This is a genomic window from Bradyrhizobium sp. dw_78 (assembly GCF_018449525.1).
Lineage (GTDB): Bacteria > Pseudomonadota > Alphaproteobacteria > Rhizobiales > Xanthobacteraceae > Bradyrhizobium.
In genome coordinates this window covers 256,357-277,716 of sequence record NZ_JAAVUS010000003.1, presented here as the reverse complement: position 1 = coordinate 277,716, position 21,360 = coordinate 256,357, and the positions used below count along the sequence as shown (strand labels likewise).

Below are 21,360 nucleotides of genomic sequence, written 5' to 3'. Positions count from 1 at the left end.
AAAGCACGCGCGTCATGTCCCCGGTGTGGTCTTCCCTCAAGGCGCGCGTCAGCAACCGGCTCGCGCGACATCTGTGCGCCACGCCGCACCGGCTGCTCAACAAGCGTCCGATGGTCAGCTTCACCTTCGATGACGCGCCCGTCAGCGCCGCGACCACCGGCGCCGCGCTGCTGGAGGAATACGGCGCCCGGGGGACGTTCTACGTCGCCGGCGGACTGGCCGATACGTGGTCCGGCCATTGGACCGCGATCGGCGCCGAGAACATCGTCGGCCTTCACCGTAGGGCGCACGAAATTGCCTGCCACACCTTCTCGCACAAGCGCGCGACCGACCTGTCCGCGACGGCGATGGCGGATGAGGTCGAGCGCAATCGGCGCTATTTGCTCGGGCTGGACCCATCGATCCGGATCGAGAACTTCGCCTATCCCTACGGGCTGGGCTCGGTTTCGCGCAAGGGCCAGCTTGGCAAGTTGTTCCGCTCGTCCCGCGGCATTTTTCCCGGCATCAACAGTGGCACCGTGGACCTGCAATATCTGCACGCCATGCCGCTGATCGAACGGCAGATCGACCGCGACGGCATCGAACGCGCGTTCGACGCGGCGGTCGAGACCAATGGCTGGCTGATCTTCTACAGCCACGACGTCGCGGCCGAGCCAAGCCCCTATGGCTGTTCGCCGGCACTGCTGCGCCAGGCGCTGGAGGCGGCGTCGCGCCGCAAGGTTTCCAACCTGAGCATCGCCGAAGCGCTGTGGGCGGCCGGCGCCTGAGCGCCCTCTCTCGCGGAAAAGCCGGTCTTTCGCGGTTTGCCACACCTATTTCATCCAGGTCCGGCGCGAAAGTGAATAGGCGTGACGGTCCGAATCAGGAATAGACCTGAGACGTGCCCGCCCCCCTTTCCCACGCGCTCTCGCTGCTGAATTCCGTGTTCGGCCTGCCGGCCTTCCGGGGCGCGCAGGAAGAGATCGTCGAACATGTCGCCGGTGGCGGCAATTGCCTGGTGCTGATGCCCACCGGCGGCGGCAAGTCGCTGTGCTATCAATTACCCTCCTTGTTGCGCGAAGGCTGCGGAATCGTGGTCTCGCCGCTGATCGCGCTGATGCGCGACCAGGTCGCAGGGCTCACCGAAGCCGGCGTCAAGGCGGCGGTGCTGAATTCGACGCTGTCATGGGAAGAGGCCGCGGCGGTCGAGCAGCGGCTGATCGCCGGCGATATCGACCTGCTCTACGTCGCGCCGGAGCGGCTATTGACGCCGCGCTGCCTCGCCCTGCTCGGCCGCGCCAGGATCGCCCTGTTTGCGATCGACGAAGCGCATTGCGTCTCGCAATGGGGCCACGACTTCCGCCCCGAATATATCGGCCTGTCCGCGATAGCGGAACGCTTTCCGAACGTTCCGCGCATTGCGCTCACGGCGACGGCGGATGAACTGACCCGCCAGGAGATCGTCGATCGCCTCGGGCTTGCCCACGCGCCGCGCTTTGTCGCAAGTTTTGACCGCCCGAACATCAAATATGAAATCGTCGCCAAGCAGAACGCGCAGACGCAGCTCAAGGCCTTCATCAGTGAACGCCATGCCGGCGACGCCGGCATCGTCTATTGCCTGTCGCGCGCCAAGGTCGAGGACACGGCGGCCGCGTTGAACAGGGCCGGCATCCCGGCATTGCCCTATCACGCCGGCCTCGACGCGAATCTGCGCACGCGCCATCAGGATCGCTTCATCAACGAGGACGGCATCGTGATGGTCGCCACGGTCGCGTTCGGCATGGGCATCGACAAGCCGGACGTGCGGTTCGTCGCGCATCTTGATTTGCCGAAAAGCATCGAGGCCTATTACCAGGAGACCGGGCGCGCCGGGCGTGACGGCAAGCCTTCCAGCGCCTGGATGGCCTATGGCCTGTCCGACATCGTGCAGCAGCGCCGCATGATCGACGAGTCCGAGGGCACCGAGGCCTTCAAACGCGTCTCGATCGGAAAGCTCGACGCCCTTGTCGGCCTGGCCGAGACCGCCGAATGCCGGCGAAGCCGGCTGCTTCAATATTTCGGGGAAACCCTGAAGGCGGCCCGATGCGGCAATTGCGACAACTGCCAGTCGCCGCCGCAGGTACGCGACGGCAAGGTCATCGCACAGAAGCTGTTGTCCTGCGCCTACCGCACCGGACAGCGTTTCGGCGCGATGCATTTGATCGACGTTCTGGTCGGCCGCCTGACCGAGCGCGTCAAGCAGTTCGGGCACGACGGACTTTCCGTGTTCGGCATCGGCCGCGAACTGAATGAAAGGCAGTGGCGTTCCGCTCTGCGTCAATTGGTGGCGATGGGCTACCTTCAATCCGACAACGAAGCCTTTGGCGCGCTGAAGCTCACCGAGACCGCGCGCGGCGTGCTGAAGGGCGAGACCGAAATATCGCTGCGCGAGGAACCGGCGCAGCGCCCCAGCCGGACCCGATCGAGGCGCGGCGACCTTGCTTCCAGTCCCTCCGCCGCGGGCGATACGGCCCTGCTCGGCAGGCTCAGGGCGTGGCGTTCCGAGGTGGCGCGCCGACACGGTGTGCCGGCCTATGTCGTGCTGCACGACGCCACGATCGACGGCATCGCGTCGATACGCCCCAGGACGCCGGAACAACTTCGCAGCATCCCCGGCATCGGCGACAAGAAGCTTGAAAGTTATGGGCATGACCTGATCGCCCTGGTGAACGCCGAAGGAAATTGACCGGATCGGGAAAGATGGCCCGGAGCAGCGGCCGCTTTCTCGAATCGCCTTATGAGCTGTTCAGAAACGCTCGTTGTCAGGTTCGGCAGCCGTTAAGGCTTCGCTAACCGAACTTCCCAAGGGTTCATCCACTTAAACATCGTAGGGATGTACCTCAGGAGGGGGGCATGCCCGACAACATCGCCGAGAACGGCCGCCATGACGATCCCGCGGCGCTCGATCACCGCAATCCGCTCAATCTGCTGATCCTCGGCGGGATCCTGCTGATTGCGGCGATTGCGATCGGCACCTCCCTCACGATCATCAGCTTTCGGCAACGCGCCTTGTCGAACAGCGCGCGCGAACTGCAAAACACGGTTCTGCTGCTGTCCCGTCATTTCGACCGGGAGCTGGACAATTTCGACGCCATCCAGAGAGATTTCATCCGGCGCATGAAGGCGACCGGAATCGCGACACCCGCCGCATTCGACCGGCAAATGTCGGGGGAAGACGCCCACAACGCGCTTCGGACATTCGTCAGCAACCTCTCCGACATGACCCGAATCAATATTTTCGACGCCAGCGGCCAGCTTGTTAATTCGTCGATGGCCTCACCGTTGCCCTCGATCAATATCGCCGATCGCGACTACTTCCAGCGCTTCAAGAACGACCCGCAATCGCCCGACATCGTGATCGCGCCGCTCCGGAGCCGCTTCTCCGCCGGATGGACCACCGTGATCGCACGCAAGATTGTCGGCCCTGATGGCACGTTTCTGGGCGTCGTTGCCCGAGGCTTGTCACCGGCCAATTTCGAGACTTTCTTCGAATCGCTTACGCTCGGAGAAGGCTCCGCGATCCAGATGCTGCATCGCGACGGGACCATGTTGGCGCGCTATCCCCATATCGAAGCCATGATGGGACGTGATCTGCATGACGCTCCGGTGCAGAAGCTGCTGGTGAACACCGACCACGCGACCTTGCGTTTGCTCAGCCCCGTCGACGGCGAGGACCGGCTGGCCGCGGCACACACGCTGAGCCAGTTTCCGCTCCTGGTCCTCGCGACGGTGAAGATATCGACGGCACTGGCCGATTGGCGGGCACAGACGCGGTTTCTGGTCGGCGCAGCCGCGCTCGCGACCCTCGTGATCGGCCTCACTTTGTTCCTCATCGTTCGAAAGCTCTCGCAGCAGCATCGGAATTCCGAACGGAGACTGGAACTCGAAAAAGAGCGTCTCGATACCGCCATCAACAACATGTCCCAGGGATTGTTGTTGTATGGCCGGGACGCGCGGGTCGTCTTGTTCAACCAGCGCTATGTGGACATGTATTATGGCCCGTCGTGTGACGTGGTGAAGCCCGGCGTTCATTTCCGCGATCTGATCGCCTATCGAAAAGCCAACGGCTCGTTCAAGGGGGATATCGAGGCGTTTTGTACAAGCGTCCTGCACACCGTGGCCGAAAAGCAGACGACCCACAGCATCATGGAACTCCCCGACGGGCGCGAGATCTCGATCGGAATCCAGCCGCTGAAAGGCGGGGGATGGGTCGCCACGCAGGAAGACATCACCGAACGTCGGCGCGCCGAACGGCAAATCGCGCATCTCGCGCATTACGACGCGCTGACGGACCTGCCGAACCGCGCGCTGTTTCGCGAACAGCTCGAACGCGAGCTTGAGCGAGTGAGACGGGGCGAGCGGCTCGCCATGTTCTATATCGATATCGACGAATTCAAGAGCATCAACGACTCGCTCGGCCATCCCGTGGGCGATGAACTCCTCAAGGAGGTCGCGTCGCGCTTGCGGAACTGCATCAGGGAAACGGATTTCGTCGCCCGGCTGGGCGGCGACGAATTTGCCATCGTCCAGACCGGCGCCGGAGAGCCGGACGACGTCATGGAACTCGTCAGACGGATTCAGGAGACGATCCGCAAACCCTACGAATGTCTCGGCCATCACGTCATGACGGACGCCAGTATCGGCATCGCGCTGGCTCCCCATGACGCTACCGACCTCGATCAATTGCTGCGAAGCGCGGATCTCGCCATGTACGGCGCCAAAGCCGACGGACGCCGGACCTATCGCTTTTTCGAAGCCGAAATGGACGCCCGCGTCAAAGCGCGCCGCGCGCTCGAGCTGGACATGCGCCAGGCCATTGCCGATCGCGCGTTCGAACTGCATTACCAGCCGGTCGTCAATTTGCACAACAACGAGATTGTCGGTTGCGAAGCGCTGTTGCGCTGGCGCCATCCTGTCCGCGGGATGATATCGCCCGCCGAGTTCATCCCGGTCGCCGAAGAGACCGGCCTGATCTGCGAGATCGGCGACTGGGCGCTCGCCACCGCTTGCGCGGAGGCCATGAACTGGCCGCCGCACGTCCGGCTGGCGGTCAACGTCTCGCCGGTCCAGCTCCGGAGCGATGCGTTTTCGCTGAAAGTGGTCAATGTGCTGGCCGCAACGGGTTTGCCGGCCAACCGCCTCGAGCTCGAAATCACCGAAGCCGTTCTGATCCGTGATGACGAGACGGCGCGGAGCCTGCTGCAACACCTTCGCTCGCTCGGCGTCCGGATCGCGCTCGATGATTTCGGCACCGGATATTCTTCGTTGAGCTATCTGCGGCGATTTCCGTTCGACAAGATCAAGATCGACCGCTCCTTTGTCGACGGCATCACGGAAGTCGAGGGCTCGGCCGCGATCGTGCGGGCGCTCGTCAACATCGCCGACGCGCAACACATGACGACGACGGCGGAAGGTATCGAGACCGAACCGCAAAGGGAGATGCTGCGCGATCTTGGATGCACCGAGATGCAGGGCTTTCTGTTCAGTCGCCCGCGGCCCGCTGCGGAAATCAGAGCGCTGTTGTCATCGGGCAAGGACCGGGTGGTGGCGGCCTAGAACTTTACGGTTCCGACAGGATCAGAACCGGAGCTTTGCCCATCTTTTGACACGGAGACTCCACGCGAGCCGGGATCCATTTCGGATTGCTTCGCTATGGTTTCGGGATGAAGCTTCGCACGAAATCGCGGCAGCCGGGCTAGCGATCGATCTCATTTAACTAAAATCAACCGGCTATCGGAACCCGCCCGTCAGATCGTTTCCGGAGACCGGATGTCTTCCGCCAAATCATCTTTCGCAAGGCGAAGCATTCTATCCGCAGAACCGATGCGCCGCACCTCGTGCTTAACGATCCGTGTCGCAGTTACCTTCATATTCGCTGTTTTGATTTCTCTATGTTGATCAACCGCGCCCCGGATCAATTTCAATAATACTTAACCGGTGCGCCCCTAAGAACGGTTGAACACATGCACACCCGGCGCATCGGTTGTGCCGGAATCTCGAACAGGCATCAGATGCCGGATATGCGTCCCAGACATGCCCTGCAGCGCGGCGGGGTTTTCGCACAGACGCGTGCCGCCTTGTCGTCGATAGATCGCGCCGATTACGGCGCGGCTTCGAAAGCGGGGCGATCGATTCATTTTTACCACGAAGTCATTTCGCGTCTTCACCCTCACCTCTTGTGCCAGGGTGGTCATATCGGTCGACCGCATGCCGCACGCGGCCATGTTCGGTCGGCTCAAATCATACTCGCGCTTTCAGGTGGCCCGAATGGATATCGATGATCGTCAGATTCTTGTTCCAGCGCTTGAGCAGGCTGTCGATGCCGTCGTTCTGATCGATGACACCAATCGCATCAATTTCTTCAATGCCGCCGCCGAGAAGCTCTGGGGATATAGCCGGGAGGAAGTCCTCGGCAAGGAGGTCACGCTCCTTGTTCCCAGCGATATCAAACCACACCACGACAGCTATATCGAGGCCAACAGAAAGGGCCGCAAGAACAGGATCGTCGGGACCAGCCGCGAAATTCGTATCGTCCGCAAGGACGGCACCCAGGTCTGGAGCTCGTTCTCGCTGTCGAAGATCGACGTCGGCGGCAAGATCCACTATATGGGATTCCTGCGGGACATGACCGAAGAAAGGCAGCAGCGCGAAGAATTGCGCCTGCTGTCGCTGGTGGTCAACAGAACCCATCGCGCCATCCTGATGCTCGATCGGGATCGCCGCATTATCTACAGCAACCGCGCCTTCACCGAGTTGTTCGGTTACAGCTTTCCAGAGGTCCTCGGCAGACTACCGACCGACTTTCTGGCCGGCAAGAACACCGAGCCTGACGCGCTCGCCCGCATCCGGCGCGGAGCCCGGGAAAAGCAGGGCTTCACCGAAGACATTCTCATCTATGATCGCCACGGCAACACGGTCTGGGTTTCCGCCGCGATCAATCCAATTCTGGACGAGCAGGGTGAAGTCTCTAACGTCGTTGTCGTGATAACCGATATCACGGCGCTCAAGCGTGTTCAGTCCTTGCAGGATGACGTGCTCGAAGCCCTCGCCAGCGGCCTTTCGCTTTCCGAAGTCACCGAATTCCTGTGCCGTCGTGTCGAGCAGATCGCGCCGGACATTGTCTCATCCATCGTGCTGGTCGACAGTGAAAACAAATTGCGGCCGCTGGCCGGCCCCAGCCTGCCCGCGGCCTATAGCGAGGCGATCGACGGCGTGCCGGTCGGCGAGACCGCCGGCTCGTGCGGCACAGCCGCCTGGCGCGGCAAGCCGGTCTATGTGACCGACATCGAGACAGACCCGCTCTGGGCATCTTTCAAGCACCTCGCTTTGCCGCACGGCCTGAGAGCATGCTGGTCGTCGCCGATCAAGCTGCGCGACGGCCGTATCGCCGGCAGCTTCGCCTTCTATTATCGCGAGCCCCGCGGGCCGAGCCCGTTTCACGAGCAAATCGTCAAGGCCTGCCTGCATCTGAGCAAGCTTGCCATCGAACGGGAGGAAACGCGCCGCCAGATCGCGCTGCTTTCCAACTTCGACGCCCTAACCGGCCTGCCCAACCGGACACGGCTGCTCGATGAAATCGAAAACCTGCTTCGGAAATCACGCGACGAGAGCCGGAAGATCGCCTTCTTCGCGGTCAATCTCGATCGCTTCAAGGACGTCAATAATGGCCTTGGCCACGCTGTCGGCGACAAGGTGCTGATCGAGGCCGCCTATCGCCTGCAACGGGCCACCGACGACGTCTCTGCGATCGTCAGCCGCACCGGCGGCGACTCCTTCACCATCGTGCTGCCCGATTGCGACATCGCAAAAGTATCGGTCAAGGCCGACAAGATCCTGCGGGCCGTTTCCGAACCGACCGAAGTGTCCGGCTACACCCTGCCGCTTTCCGCCAGCATCGGCATCAGCATATTCCGGGACAACGGCTCCGATCCCGAGACGCTTCTCAACCATGCCGAAATGGCGATGTATCAGGCCAAGGCCGCCGGCCGCGCCGCCTATCGCTTCTTCAGTCCGGAGATGAACCAGATCGCCGAAGAGCGGCTCGTGGTCGGCACGGCGCTGCGAACCGCGGTATCGTCGAACAGGCTGAAACTCCACTATCAGCCGCAGATCCATCTCGGTTCGAAGACGCTTCACGGTGTCGAGGCCCTCGCCCGCTGGCACGACCCGGTGCTCGGCCATATCTCGCCCGCCCGCTTCATCGCGCTCGCCGAGGAAATCGGGCTGGTCGAAAGCATCGGAAGATGGTCGCTGCGCGAAGCCTGCCGCCAGATGGCCGAATGGCGCGGCGGCGGTCTTTCGATCCCGGCCGTCTCGGTCAACCTGTCGCCATCGCATTTCAACGATTCTGCCCTGCCTAAATTCGTCACGAACCTGCTGCACGAATTCAGCCTGCCCAGCAACTGCCTCACGGTCGAAATCACCGAAAGCGTCATGATGGACGCCGGTCCCGAAACGCTCAAGACATTGAGCAGGCTGCACGAGCTCGGCGTCGGCCTGTCGATGGACGACTTCGGAACGGGCTTCTCCTCGCTGTCGAGCCTGACCCAGATGCCGATCAACGAACTAAAGCTCGACCGCAGCTTCATGCGCAATTTCGAGACCGATCCGAGCGCGCAGGCCGTCACCACGGCGGTGGTGCGCATCGGACAGAGCCTCGGCATGACCGTGGTGTCGGAAGGCGTCGAGACCGAGGATCAGGCCCGGCTGCTCCATATGCTCAATTGCACGGTCGCCCAGGGCTTTTATTTCGCCAAGCCCATGGCACCCTGCGATCTCGAGCAGTGGATCACCGCGGGCCAACCGGACGCCGCCGAATTGCTCCTGAGCCACGTCTGAGCTGTTTTGCCGATCGGCTTCGCGAGCAATCGGCGAAGCCTGCCGCCAGCTCAGGTCATGGAGATGATAGCCGAGACATGACAGCCGGCAAAGGACTCGCGCCAATCCGCCGGTACGGGAGCCCCCGAAGACGAGCCGAAGCGCCACTTGCAAACTTCAGTCCGTCCGCGCCAGGAGCTGCTCCAGGTTCGTAAAGAATCGCTGCCACCCGAACCTGGCGCCCTGATAGGCCTGTTGCTGATCCGGCCGGAAGCCGGTTTGCTCCATGCGCAGATAGGTCCCCGCGCTGGTCGCGGTGAGAGTCCAGGTGACGACACTCTCGAGGCCAAGCGCTACCCATGTGTAGGACAGGGTTTTGTTCGGCTCGACGATCCTGACCTCACAATCGACGGCGCCCCAGTCTGCGCGAAAATCAAAACGGTGGCCCACGACAGGCTCGAAGTCGTTCTTCATGAGCCACTCCTCGATCAGGTGCGGGTGAGTGAGCGCGCGCCAGATCTTTTCCGGCGGATAGGGCATCTCCCGTTCGACAACGACGGAAAGCGTTTCGGTCGATTTCTCGTTCATTGGTCCATCCTTTTCAGCAGGTCTTCGAGATCGTCGAATCGGCTCTGCCAGAACCCGGCCATCCGGCTTGTCCAGTCGATCAGCGGAACCAGGGCGCCGAGCTTCGCGCTGTAGTGCGTCTGGCGACCTTCATGGCGGTCGAGCACCAGCCCGGCCTGCTTCAGGATGCCGAGATGCTTTGAGACCGCCGGCTGCGAGACCCCGGCCTGAGCCGTCAGCGCCGCGACCGTCTGCTCTCCTTCACGGCACAACCGCTCGAAGATGGCTCGGCGCGTCGGATCGGCGAGCGTTTTGAAGATCAGGTCGTGATCGTATGGCATCGAAACTCATAACTCGTTGGCTATTGATTAGATCAATAACTGACTAGTTATGAATGAGTCAATCGAGAACTTGATCTGGGATGGATTCCGGTTCGCGTGAGGAAAACGCGTCAAAATAAAATACTGGAGTCCGATCCTGCTTCAATCAGGACCGATAAGGCCCCCATGAAATCGATGCGTTCGGTCATCGGCAGTGTTTGCGCAGCTATCGCGCTATCGCATGCAATCGGCGGGCTGGCGGAGAGGAGGTTGAGCGTTGCGGAATTGCGGTCCAACAATTCCAACGCTTTAGCAGTGAAGAAAATTGGCTGCATGCTTGCGAGCGGATCAGCAACAAGGCAATGAGGTCGACGATCGCGAAAGCCGTCATGATCCAGAAAATGATGATGAGCCCTGGACAATCTAAAAGGAGAAGACGGTGGGCAAGCTAATCGTATATCGGCATGATCATCGTGAGGTCCGGAACGGGGAGTCAATTTCCTCTGCCGGCGACCATTATGATGAGCTAACTGACGATCAAAAAATGGCGGAAGACGCCATTCGCAATGGTCGGCCTAACGGCGCCAAAATTCGCCGGCAATAGAATAAACGAGGAACGATGAATCCAGCCGCTAGCGATTGTCGGCTGGAGGCCACCAGCACCTAGGAACGGACGCGTTTAGAGGCGGTTTGGCGCGTTTGCCGTGTCAGGGGATGGCTCTCCGGGCGGCAGCGCCGCTACCGGGCTGGAACCGGCTTATTCGGGAGTCTGGCAGCACATGCCGGAAACGGGAGGTAACGCCCGAAATATCAATGTCCTACTTAGCGCTTTGGAAAGAACCGCTCGATACGCTGCCGGTATTGCCAATATCGATTTTGCCGGGGCCCATTATGAAACAGCCATGGTATATCCAAGCCATCTTTGGCACTGTGTCCTTTGTGTGCTTTGCACTCTTAACAATTGCGCCGTTCGCGCCATCGAAAGCCGACAAGGCATTGATGGGCTTCATCGCAATTGCTGCGTTCATCGCCGCAGGTTTTGGCTTATCGATCTTTAACCGGATCAAGTATGGCACCGTTTTTCCCGGCCTAAAGCGGGTTGCTGGCGCTACCGATAAAGCAGAGGTGAACCGGCTTACGACAATATTGGGCCTGCTCATCATCATGTTCCTTTCCCTCGGAGCGATAAAGCTCGCCGACTACAAACAGCTTTCCAGTTTAACTGAAATTCCCTTCGGCTTGATGCTGTTGGGTGCAATTGTGGGTCTGATATGCATGCGGTTCCGAAAGCAGCAGCAAAAGGATAGTTAGCGCTTTCAGCAACCGCGTGGGCTTGACCCGGGCACCTACCGTCATCGCGCCGAGACGACGACGGCAGGCCTCCACCAACGGCCTAGCGCTGCGTCGCGGACGCCAGGCCGAAATCTGGCGGGCCGCCACTTCTAGCGACCTGCCGGCCGGCTTCACCATCTCCGGTAAAGGCCGGCTTTGAGCGAGACATTGCATGATGCGAGCGCCGTCTATGCTGTCATCAGCTCAGATGCCCCGTACTCTTACTTATCGGGGACTTCCCGCCGCGCCTGTGAGTCAGGCCTCGGGCTGTCGGTATTGTTTTATGAACGAGGACACCGACGACTGGTCAGCGGCTCGGATCGATGCAACGCAATCCGAGCGCCGCGCCCTCTCGCCGGTTACGGGAGCGAGAGGGATCGGAAATCAGGTCTTGCCGAATTGCGAGATCAATTCCTTTTCACTGAGTCGCTTCGATTGATCAGAGCTACCTTCGGCACAAAGCCGTTCCGTTCTGGACTTCGATGCGCCGCGGTTGAGGACGACGCCACGAATGGCGCGCGGATCTCGTTTCGCCACGATGGCGAATGCGTCGCGATGTAGTCGGATGCATACGCTTCGAAGGTCCGGGGCAGGACGACCTCGACAGCCGCCGCTCTGCGCTGCGATCGCTTCTCGTCGATCGGATCGATGCCGTCGGCCAGCTTGTCACGTGCGGCTTTGGCGCGCTTTCGTGCCTGAGCCAGCGAGACCTGCTAGTACGGCCCGAGACCCATCTGACGCACCTTGCCGTTTCAAGAATATTGGAACAGCCAAGACCGGGTGACGTCGCCGGCATCCGCCCTTTTCGTAACTTGCAGATAAAGGCCGCCGCCATCGGCGTATCGGCCGGGTCTCCGGTATTCTGGCTTGCGGGTAATCGCTGCAGCGCTGAGTTTTACGAGCATGACCAGAAGATCAGCGCCCAGAATAGCGCAACCCTACCGGGATTGAGGAAAATGCTTAATGGATATCGGCAGGGGTAGAAGGGGCCACAAAGTGCGGAATTGGCTTAATTTGCAGGGTTTTTGGGAGATTTTGGCGGAGAGAGTGTCCAAATCTATATATCTCACCCTCATGTGCATACGTTCGCCGGAATTCGAGAAACCCTTGAGCCGCAGGCACGAGCTGTGCGCCGGACCTCTCTCGCATTCGCTCCAATTCGCGTGCAATCTTCACGCTAGTATGGGCCTAAGTGTGGGCGAAGATGTTCGACGGAAGGTTGGATTTGGTTGGATAGCTCTTCGGCACCTATATTGTCTCGCGCGAACGACTGCGGCCAATTCGGACAGGATCAACTCGACAAGCCGTAGTCTCTTTCACTCGATCAGATTGGAAGTCCCGTAATGCGGATGCCAGCATCGGGCACCTTGTAGGTCCGGTTAATCCAGATTAATGCCGATGTCAGGCTTTCAGCCACCACCGAGTTGGCAAGCGCACCCGCATCGATACCGCGCAAGCCCGCATCAGCCGCCAACTGAATGCCGATCTGTCGGGCGTCCTTGTCATCGCTGGCGACAAGCACGTCACATTCAATGTGTGTGTCGAGATGTTTCAGCTTATGTGCGGAGACGTTTTGAAACGCCGAAACGACGCGAACCTGATCTCCCAATAACGATTGAACTGCAACCACGCAGGAGTCCGATTCCGGCAATTGCACCCTTGAGACCTTGGGCGGAACTAACGGCACCGTAACATCGATCAGAATCTTTCCCCGTAACGCATCCTTCAGGGACTCCACCGTCGACATCTGGCCCGAGAACGGCACAGCCAGGACGACAATCTCGGCAAACTGCACCCCGTCCCGACTCTCCACGCCCCGGATGGCCTCTGTTCCAAGCAGGCCATTCAGCTCCCGCGCCGCCATCCTTGCTTTTTCGCCATCGCGAGAACCGATGACGACATCGTGACCGTGTCGCGCCCAGCGCAGCGCCAAACCTCCACCTTCGGCGCCAGTTCCACCCACGACACAGATCGTATATTTGGTTGAAGCCATTATTTTCCTCAGAAGCTTGCTAAACCGTCGCGGACAGAAGTCCTCGATCCGAACGGCGTCATAATGAGTTCGGCCAGCGCGGGCACGCCAAAGCTCGCCTCGTAGCGCTCTCTCGATACCGGCCCGTAGAGCGTCGTGCGCTGCTGCGGCCGCCGTCCCAGCGTCTCGATGAGCGCTTCCATCTGTTCAGGCGCGAATTCCTGGCCATGCTGCGTGCCCGCAGCGCGTGAAATGCTTTCATTCATCAAGGTGCCACCGAGATCATTAACGCCGCTCTGAAGCAGGGCCGCGAGTCCGGCTTCCCCGAGCTTGACCCACGACGCCTGGATATTGGTGATCAGCGGGTTGAGGACGAGGCGCGAGACCGCATGCATCAACCGCACTTCACGCCATGTCGGCCCGATACGCGACTGTCCCCGCAGCGACATCGGCGCTTCCATATGCACGAACGGCAGCGGCACGAACTCGGTGATGCCGCCGGTTCGTTCCTGCAGGTCGCGCAGATGCAGCAAGTGCCTGGCCCAGCTTGCCGGATGCTCGATATGACCGAACATGATTGTGGACGTCGTGCGTAAGCCCACCTCATGCGCCGCGGCGATGACGTCCAGCCATTCCCGGGTGTTGAGCTTGTCGGGGCAGATCGATGCCCTCACCTCGTCGTCGAGTATTTCGGCCGCCGTGCCAGGCAACGAGCCGAGACCGGCGTCGCGCAGAATTTCGAGATAGCGGCGCGTACCTATTCCGAGCGTCGACGCGCCCTGCGAAATCTCCAGCGGCGAGAAGGCATGCACATGCATACCCGGGACCTCCGCTTTCACCACACGCAGCAGTTCCAGATACTTTTCGCCGGTATAGCTTGGGTTGATACCGCCCTGCATGCAGACTTCAGTCGCACCGCGATCCCACGCCTCGCGCGCGCGCCGCGCCACTTCATCCAGCGCCAGGTCATAGGGCTTGCCGCGCAGAGTCTCGCTGGTCTTTCCCTTCGAGAACGCGCAAAAGCTGCATCGATAGCTGCAAACATTGGTATAGTTGATATTCCGGTTGACCACATAGCGGACGATAGCGCCATTCATCCGTGCTCTCAGTTCATCCGCGGCGGAACAGATGACATCGACGTCGCCGCTTCGGGCCGAGAACAGCCTGACGATGTCTCCTTCCGACAGGCGCGATCCCGCTGCGGCGCGCTGGAGTAGCTCATCGATGCCGCGATCCGCTCGCACTGCAGGCGGTGGCGTCGGCAGGCGTTCCAGCGATCCCGGCATCCAGCCGTCCTCGCGGACGAATCCATCGGCATCGACTTCGCGCAGCACTTTATGCATCAGCGCACGATCCAGCCATTTGCCCGCATTCGCCACATAGGAAGGATAGATTGCAAGACGTTGCTGCAGGGTGCAGCCGGCCCTCTCCGTCGCGCTTTGAAGCTGCGCGATCTCCGGCCAGGGCGCTTCCGGGTTGACGTGGTCGGCGGTCACGGGGGAAATGCCGCCCCAATCATTGATACCCGAGTCCAGCAATTCCGGAAAATCGGAATAGCTAAGATTGGGCGGCACCTGAATGTTCATGGCCGCGCCGAAGATGTGCCGAGCGACGGCGGCGGACCAGAGCAGATCGTCGATATCCGGTTCCCGGCTGTTTGCAAAGCGCGTGTCGGGCTTGGCCCGGAAATTCTGAATGATGATTTCCTGAAGATGACCGTAGCGCTCGTGCAGATTCTTCAACGCCAGTAGCGATTGAATGCGTTCGAGCCGAGTCTCGCCGATACCGATCAGAATCCCGCTGGTGAACGGAATGCGTTGTCGGCCGGCTGCGGCGATCATCGCCATTCGAAGCTGCGGGTCCTTGTCCGGCGAGCCGAAATGCGCGCCGCCGCGTTCACCCAGGCGGGGCGAAATCGTTTCCAGCATGATCCCCTGCGAAACGCTGACCCTGCGCAGCCGCACAAGTTCTTCTTCGCTCATCACGCCGGCGTTAACGTGAGGCAGGAGGCTGGTTTCCTTCAGGACCAGCGCGCATACCGCAACCAGGTAGTCCATCGTCGTTGCAAAGCCGAGTTCACGTAGTGCCTCGCGCGCGGCCTCGTAACGCAATTCCGGCTTGTCGCCCAGCGTGAACAAGGCTTCGCGACATCCCATCTTCTCGCCCGCCCGGGCAATGGACAGTACGTCTTCAGGCGACAGGAACGGCTTTCGAACCTGCCGGGGACTTTGGGCGAAAGTGCAGTAACCGCACACGTCCCGGCAGAGCTGAGTCAACGGAATAAACACCTTGCGCGAATAGCTGATCGCTGAGCCATGACCTTCTCGCTTCAAGGCCCGTGATCGTCCCAGCAATTCCTGAAGCGGCTGTGCTTCGAATGTCGCAAGCCGCCAACGAGCTTCCTCGTGCGAAAACAGACGCGTGATTTCTGCCGTCAGCATGATCGTCCCTTCGGGCAGCGCACTTCCCGCGTTCCGGTCAACATTAGATGGTTAGACACCCCCGGTAACAAGCATATCCACATGCCTCCCGTGTAGGTCAACTATCGAAGATCGGGGCCGGAGCAGACGGCTCCTCGACGCTGTCCTTGCGCCATTTCAAATAGATCTGCGTTCCGATCAGGATGACACAAAGCGCGAGAAAGACGGCGCTGATCGGCCGCTCCACGAACACCGCGAAATCGCCCCGCGAGATCAGCATCGTCCTGCGGAGATTTTCCTCGAAACGGGGCCCGAGAACGAAACCGAGAAGTATCGGCGCTGGATGAAAACCAAGCGTCAGCAGCACGTAGCCGGCAATACCGATCGCGAGCGTTTCGCCGACCTGAAACAGGTCGTTGTTCGTGCTGTAGACTCCGACGCAAACGAAAAACAGGGCACTGGGATATAGATACTTGTAGGGCACCGTAAGCAGCTTTACCCACAGCCCGATCAGCGGCACGTTGAGAACGACAAGAAGAATATTTCCGACCCAGAAGCTTGCGATCAGGCCCCAGAAAATATCGGGATGGTCGCTGATCAATTGCGGACCGGGGCTAATTCCCTGAATCGTAAGCGCCGCAAGGAGCAGTGCCATTACCGCGTCGCCGGGAATGCCGAGACTCATCGTCGGAATGAAATCGCCCTGCACCGCAGAATGCGTCGAGGCTTCCGGAGCGGCGACTCCCTCGATCGCACCGCGGCCGAATCTCTCGGGCGTCTTCGAGAGCTTCTTTTCAGTGGCATATGAGATGAACGAAGCGATCGTCGGGCCCGTTCCAGGAATGAGCGCGCACAAACTGCCGATGATCGTCCCGCGCAGCATTGGAATCGATGCCGCCTTGATATCCGCCCGGCTAGGCCGCATGTCCCGGAGCCGGAGCTTCGCCCGGGACGCATGAAGAGGAACGATCTTGTTTACGCTTTTTAGAAACTCGGCGATGCCGAACAAGCCGAGAGCCAGCGCGACGACGTCGATGCCGTCGGCCAGATCAAGCAGGCCGAATGTGAATCGTTCCGTTCCGTTCAACGCGTCCGAACCGACAAGGCCGAGCGTCAGGCCAAGCGTCGTCATTGCAACGCCCTTCAGCGGAGACCCGCGCGTCAACGTCGAGCCTGCCAAAAGCCCCAACAGCATCAGTGAGCAAATTTCCGGAGGACCGAATTTGAGCGCCACCCTGACAAGCACGGGCGCGAAAAAGATCATCTCGGTTATGCCGAACGATGCGCCGACGAACGACGCCATCATGGTGATTCCCAAAGCGGTTCCGCCCTTGCCTTGCTGCGTGAGCGGGTAACCATCCAGGCAGGTCACCGCATGCGGCGGGTGACATGGCAGGTTCAGCAGGATCGAGCAGATCGCTCCGCCATATTGGGCGCCATAATAGATGCCCGCGAGCATCAGAATGGCCGCCACAGGCGGCATCGAAAATGTAACGGGAAGCAGAATCGAAATCGCAGCCATCACCCCCATGCCGGGAAGGACGCCGACGAGATTACCCATCAACACCCCGACGAGACACGCCAGGAAGTTGTGCGGCTGGAATGCCACTCCAAAACCATGAGATAGATCCGCTATCGCCGTCGCAAACATCACATCACCAGTTCAGCACGGGGAGGGGAATTTTCAGCCCGTATGAAAACAGCGCGATGCCGAGAACGCTCATGCCGGCAGCGAGGACCAACGCGCTCTTGAAGCTGGAGTTTTTATCGCCAAGCGCGGAAACGAAGACGCATGCGAATGTCGCCGGCAAAAGGCCACGCCTTTCGGCGAGAAAAATGAAGAGCGACATCCCGGCGATAATGCAGACCCATCCCCGCCACTCCGGAGCGCCGAGATCGTTTCCCTCATGCCGGTCCGCTGCAGCGCGGCCCGCGCTGACGAAGATAAGCACTCCCACCGCCAGCAGAACGCTTCCCAGTATCATCGGAAAGAATCCCGAACCCATCATCTCTCGAGTCCCGAGATCGTAGCGGCTGGCCTGAGCGATCGTTCCCAGACCGATCAGCGCCACCAGGCCGCCGGCATAATGATCCCTACTAACTCTCGCGAACGGCTTCATCTCTCCGACTTCCTGTCGCGCAACTCGAAAATAAATTCTCCGCAAACCACGTCGAGCGAGTTACGTCCGTGACAGGATGCAGCGCTCGACAACGAAGAACCCCGACTTTTCATTGCGGCTTGACGCCTGCCGCTTCCAGCACATCGTGGTACTTCTTTACTTCGGAAATCATCAGCTCGCGAAGTTCTTCCGGGCTGCTGGGTGCTGGCTCAAAGCCCTGAGCGGCAAAGGCCTTGATCATCTCGGGCGACTTCACGGCCGTAGCGATCGACTGGTTAATGAAGTTGACGATTTCGGGCGGCGTGTTGGCGGGCGCCAGGATCGAACTCCAATTCGCCATGTCGAAGCCTTTTTGAATGGTCTCATCGAACGTCGGCACGTCAGGAAGGATCGCAGAACGCTTGATGCTGGTCACGCCCAGCGCCTTCAACGTGCCGGCCTTGATCGACGGCAACGCGCTCGGATCGCCGAAGCCGAAGTCGACGACATTTCCGAGCACCGCCGTCAGCAGCGGCCCCGAGCCGTTGAAGGGAACGTGCCGCGCGTCGATCTTGGTAGTGGCGACCATCATTTGCGCGGCCAAATACGGACCGGCGCCGACCCCGGTCGTTCCATAGTTCAGTTTACCCGGCTTGCTGCGCGCCAGCGCCAGCAAATCAGCCATCGAATTTACGCCAAGCGAGGGATTGACCAGCAATATGAACGGAGAGGTCGACAGGCGCGAGATCGGCGTAAAGCTCTTGACGGGATCGTATCTGAGGTTGCTGTAGAGGCTGGCAGCCACGGTGTGAGAAACGCTGTTCAAATAGAGCGTGTAGCCATCGGGCGCCGAATTGGCCACGTACGCCGCGCCTATGGTCGTCCCTGCTCCGGGCCTGTTCTCGACGATGACCTGCTGATTCCACATCTTGCTGAGCTGCATGGCCAGCGTTCTTGCCTGCGCTTCCGATCCGCCTCCCGGCGGAAAGGGAATGATCAGTCGAACGAACTTGGTGGGATAGTCGAGCGCCTGGGATGACTGCGCAAAGCCGCATAGCAATATAACCGACAATACGATACGGCTCAGTTTCATGACCACGTCGCTTCTCCATTCACTCTCGGCACGCCCTCTTTCAGGAGATCGCAGAACGTCGCTTACGAACGCTCTGTTTTGCGATCAGGGGCGTAAACTCGGGCAGTTCCGACGGAAGCGGCATCATGCCCGCCGCGCTCGAAACCTTCTGAACGATTAGCCGCAATCAAGGAGATCAGAGCCTCGCTCAACAATTCCTGAAATCGGCTTTGACGATGTCGGACACGCTATTCGAAGACTCCTTTGACGACCGCCTGTCCGCCATCCACCATCAACTGCCCCATGGCGATAACCTTATCGATGGTCAGATCCTCATTGAGAACGACAAGATCGGCATCCGATCCTGCAGCGATCACGCCCTTTCGCGGATAGAGTCGCAAATGCCGGGCCGGATTTGCGCTCACTATGCTTAACGCGGATGCAATATCTATGCCTGCATCCACCACGCTCTTGAATTCATAATGGAGAGCGCTGGTCTCCCAGCGCGCCATTGTGGAGTTGCCCCGCGCGTCCGACAGGTGGGGATAAACTCCTCCGCCATCTGTGCTCATGCTGAGCCGTTCGAGCGGCACGCCTTTCCCGAGCAAGAACTCCACTGCGTCGGGACACGCAACGAATCCCGGGATGGTTCTGATGGTGGTGAGATCTATCGGTCCGCCCAGCTCGCCCCACTTGACCATCTGGTCAAGCACGGCGCCGTTTCGATTGCAGTGTGTGGGCAAGTAGGTGTTGGGCGGCAGATCGCTCTGTTCGACCGCGTCGAACAGCAGTTGGATGCCTTTCTTTCCCGGTCCGATATGGATGTTGACGAATCCGCCGCGACCGGCCAGGCGCCCGGCGATGCGGGCATCGGCACCGATACGGATGATCTCCTCAAGCGTCGGCTGCGACGAACGTTCGTCCGCGATCGCCACTTCGCCGATGCCGAGCGCATTGGAAACCAGGACGATGTCCTTCTTGAGATCGCCGGTGAAGGAAGGAAGCGGTAGATCGTAAGCGCCGAGAAGAATGTAAGCTGACATTCCTTCGAGCTCGAGAGCGCGCGCTTTCGCCAGCAAGCCCATCAAGTCTCGCGTCAACCCGTCGGCGCCCAGCAATCCGACCACCGTGGTTGTTCCGTTGGTGGTAAATTCCGTGAGATTCAGTTCGGGCCCGCGGGTGATTGGGCCGTTGCTGCCGCCGCCACCAAGTATATGGACGTGGCTGTCGATGAACCCAGGCGCCACTATTTTGCCCTGACAGTCAATTTCCCTGACGTCAGACAAACCAACTCGCGGCAAAGAGCTCTCGACGGCTGCGATACGATGATCCGCGACAAGTACATCGCGAATCCCGACTTCCCTGGGATTATGAAGACGACAGTTCCTCAATACGGTGATCACGGCTTTGCATCCTCCTGCATCAAGATGAGAGTCCGCAAAAGAGCGCCGGCTCCAACCGGCAGACTTTCAGGATCCAGAAACTCTTGCAGGGTGTGAATGCTTCCTCCGGAAGTGACACCCATCGAAGCCGCGGCTATGCCAAGAGAAAGAGGGATGTTGGCGTCGGTACTGCCCGGCAACAACGACCCCGTTACCCCAACTCCCGCAAGTCCGTCCAGGATAGCCCGGACCAGCGGATGACTGGAGGCGATCTCTCCTCCCGGGCGATCTCCAATTACGGAAATTGCAACGTCAATCTGTTCGTCGGCAGGAATGGCGCCGACGATACCTCGCACTTCCGCTTCAAGCGCCTGCACGACAGCATGATCCAGCGACCTTATATCGAGCGAAAGATTGGCCTGCTGGGCGATCGCATTGACGGAGGTGCCTCCGTTCACGGTTCCGATATTGAGAACGGTCTTCGGATTCGAAGGCACCGCTATCTCGCTTATTTTTCCGGCGACGCGTGCAAGCACATGCACGGCGCTCGGCTTGCCAGCATCCGCCCAGCTATGACCGCCCGCCGTCTTGACCGCGATTTCCAGCCGCCGCACGCTGATCGCGATGTGATTGACGATACCCAGATTTCCATCGACGGCGATAACCGCCGAGACCCGATCGCCGTATCGATCCATCAAGGCGCGCATGCCGCGAAGGTTGCCCAACCCCTCTTCGCCGACAGAGAATGCCAATATGAGATCGCGCGCCAATCTCACGCCGTTGCGGCGCAACAGTTCCGGCAGCAGTAGCGTGATCGCGGCGGATGCACTGTTGTCCCGGATTCCCGGCGCCCGCCAATACCGACCATCCCAGCGGGGCTCGACATTGGTTCCTTCGGGAAACACCGTATCGATATGCGCAACGAGCATGATGGGAGGAGCTCGACACTCGTCCGCAGGCAGCAAGGCCGTCACGTTGGATAGATGATCGATTTCGACCTGCTTCAGGCCAAACTCGCGGAGCCGGTCGGCGATGTATTGCGCGCGGTTTCCCTCGCTAAAGGTGGGAGACGGTATTCTGCAGATGGCGAGCGCTTCCTGAACAAGCGCTTCCCCGAAACCGGTATCCACCTCGATCAAATCAAGCAAACCCTGCCCACCACTGTTAATTACACCGTTGCAAACTTGACAAGATGATAACATATTGCCGTCATTGATGCAAGTATTCTGCTATTTCTTCACTGGCCTGATCACCCGCAAGGATGTCGGGCGGCCCCCGTAGTCGCTTGGCGCGGCACAACCGAAATCCAATCTGACAAGGCGGCGCACGGCGCGAAACGCGGTTGTACCGGCGACCGCTTG

Annotated in this window: 17 protein-coding genes; 6 read left to right on the top strand and 11 right to left on the bottom strand. The window is 60.1% G+C overall.

The window, feature by feature from the left end:
* Nucleotides 1-14 precede the first annotated feature (14 nt).
* From HB630_RS10375 to HB630_RS10365, 3 genes are all read left to right on the top strand, one after another.
* Nucleotides 15-767, top strand: coding sequence for a polysaccharide deacetylase family protein (locus tag HB630_RS10375; protein ID WP_218626075.1), 753 nt, complete (start codon nt 15-17; stop codon nt 765-767).
* Nucleotides 768-880: 113 nt separating this feature from the next.
* Nucleotides 881-2,704 (top strand): DNA helicase RecQ, encoded by a 1,824-nt coding sequence (recQ, locus tag HB630_RS10370; RefSeq protein ID WP_213772144.1) that lies wholly within the window; start codon nt 881-883, stop codon nt 2,702-2,704.
* A 167-nt stretch (nt 2,705-2,871) separates the two neighbouring features.
* Nucleotides 2,872-5,574: an EAL domain-containing protein gene (locus HB630_RS10365; protein ID WP_213772143.1), complete on the top strand. Its 2,703-nt coding sequence runs from the start codon at nt 2,872-2,874 to the stop codon at nt 5,572-5,574.
* Nucleotides 5,575-5,963: 389 nt separating this feature from the next.
* On the opposite strand, the gene HB630_RS10360 is transcribed toward HB630_RS10365, so the two are convergent.
* Nucleotides 5,964-6,212: a hypothetical protein gene (locus HB630_RS10360; protein ID WP_213772142.1), complete on the bottom strand. Its 249-nt coding sequence runs from the start codon at nt 6,210-6,212 to the stop codon at nt 5,964-5,966.
* Between the two features lie 73 nt (nt 6,213-6,285).
* On the opposite strand from HB630_RS10360, the gene dosP reads away from it, so the two are divergent.
* A complete protein-coding gene (dosP, locus tag HB630_RS10355) occupies nt 6,286-8,856 on the top strand; it encodes an oxygen-sensing cyclic-di-GMP phosphodiesterase DosP (protein WP_213772141.1) in 2,571 nt (856 codons plus the stop codon).
* Between the two features lie 156 nt (nt 8,857-9,012).
* Here dosP and HB630_RS10350 read toward each other — a convergent pair whose 3' ends face one another.
* The 3 genes from HB630_RS10350 to HB630_RS10340 form a co-directional block, all read right to left on the bottom strand.
* On the bottom strand, nt 9,013-9,423 hold the full coding sequence (locus HB630_RS10350; protein WP_213772140.1) for an SRPBCC domain-containing protein: 411 nt from the start codon (nt 9,421-9,423) through the stop codon (nt 9,013-9,015).
* A complete protein-coding gene (locus HB630_RS10345; RefSeq protein ID WP_213772139.1) occupies nt 9,420-9,743 on the bottom strand; it encodes a metalloregulator ArsR/SmtB family transcription factor in 324 nt (107 codons plus the stop codon). The genes HB630_RS10350 and HB630_RS10345 overlap by 4 nt, the downstream gene beginning before the upstream one ends.
* 110 nt (nt 9,744-9,853) lie before the next feature.
* Nucleotides 9,854-10,057 carry a hypothetical protein gene (locus tag HB630_RS10340; RefSeq protein WP_213772138.1) on the bottom strand — a complete coding sequence of 68 codons (204 nt, stop codon included), beginning with the start codon at nt 10,055-10,057 and terminating at the stop codon, nt 9,854-9,856.
* 478 nt (nt 10,058-10,535) lie between these two features.
* Between HB630_RS10340 and HB630_RS10335 the strand changes: the two genes are divergently transcribed.
* Both HB630_RS10335 and HB630_RS28340 read left to right on the top strand, forming a co-directional pair.
* Entirely contained in the window at nt 10,536-11,033 is a 498-nt protein-coding gene (locus HB630_RS10335; RefSeq protein WP_213772137.1) for a hypothetical protein, read from the top strand.
* Nucleotides 11,034-11,599: 566 nt separating this feature from the next.
* Nucleotides 11,600-12,037 (top strand): hypothetical protein, encoded by a 438-nt coding sequence (locus HB630_RS28340; protein ID WP_249780782.1) that lies wholly within the window; start codon nt 11,600-11,602, stop codon nt 12,035-12,037.
* A gap of 341 nt (nt 12,038-12,378) precedes the next feature.
* On the opposite strand, the gene npdG is transcribed toward HB630_RS28340, so the two are convergent.
* The 7 genes from npdG to HB630_RS10295 form a co-directional block, all read right to left on the bottom strand.
* Nucleotides 12,379-13,047 carry an NADPH-dependent F420 reductase gene (gene npdG, locus HB630_RS10325; RefSeq protein WP_213772136.1) on the bottom strand — a complete coding sequence of 223 codons (669 nt, stop codon included), beginning with the start codon at nt 13,045-13,047 and terminating at the stop codon, nt 12,379-12,381.
* 8 nt (nt 13,048-13,055) lie between these two features.
* Nucleotides 13,056-15,467 (bottom strand): 5-amino-6-(D-ribitylamino)uracil--L-tyrosine 4-hydroxyphenyl transferase CofH, encoded by a 2,412-nt coding sequence (gene cofH / locus HB630_RS10320; RefSeq protein WP_213772135.1) that lies wholly within the window; start codon nt 15,465-15,467, stop codon nt 13,056-13,058.
* 97 nt (nt 15,468-15,564) lie between these two features.
* Complete coding sequence (locus HB630_RS10315) at nt 15,565-17,055, bottom strand: tripartite tricarboxylate transporter permease (protein ID WP_346656067.1); 1,491 nt, start codon at nt 17,053-17,055, stop codon at nt 15,565-15,567.
* Between the two features lie 46 nt (nt 17,056-17,101).
* The gene (locus HB630_RS10310; protein WP_213772133.1) at nt 17,102-17,566 is read right to left on the bottom strand and encodes a tripartite tricarboxylate transporter TctB family protein; all 465 of its coding nucleotides are present in this window, start codon (nt 17,564-17,566) and stop codon (nt 17,102-17,104) included.
* A gap of 109 nt (nt 17,567-17,675) precedes the next feature.
* Complete coding sequence (locus HB630_RS10305) at nt 17,676-18,638, bottom strand: tripartite tricarboxylate transporter substrate binding protein (RefSeq protein WP_249780809.1); 963 nt, start codon at nt 18,636-18,638, stop codon at nt 17,676-17,678.
* Nucleotides 18,639-18,865: 227 nt separating this feature from the next.
* The gene (gene iadA, locus HB630_RS10300; RefSeq protein WP_213772131.1) at nt 18,866-20,020 is read right to left on the bottom strand and encodes a beta-aspartyl-peptidase; all 1,155 of its coding nucleotides are present in this window, start codon (nt 20,018-20,020) and stop codon (nt 18,866-18,868) included.
* Nucleotides 20,017-21,147 (bottom strand): M20/M25/M40 family metallo-hydrolase, encoded by a 1,131-nt coding sequence (locus tag HB630_RS10295; protein ID WP_213772130.1) that lies wholly within the window; start codon nt 21,145-21,147, stop codon nt 20,017-20,019. Before HB630_RS10295 ends, iadA begins: the two co-directional genes overlap by 4 nt.
* Between the last annotated feature and the right edge of the window lie 213 nt (nt 21,148-21,360).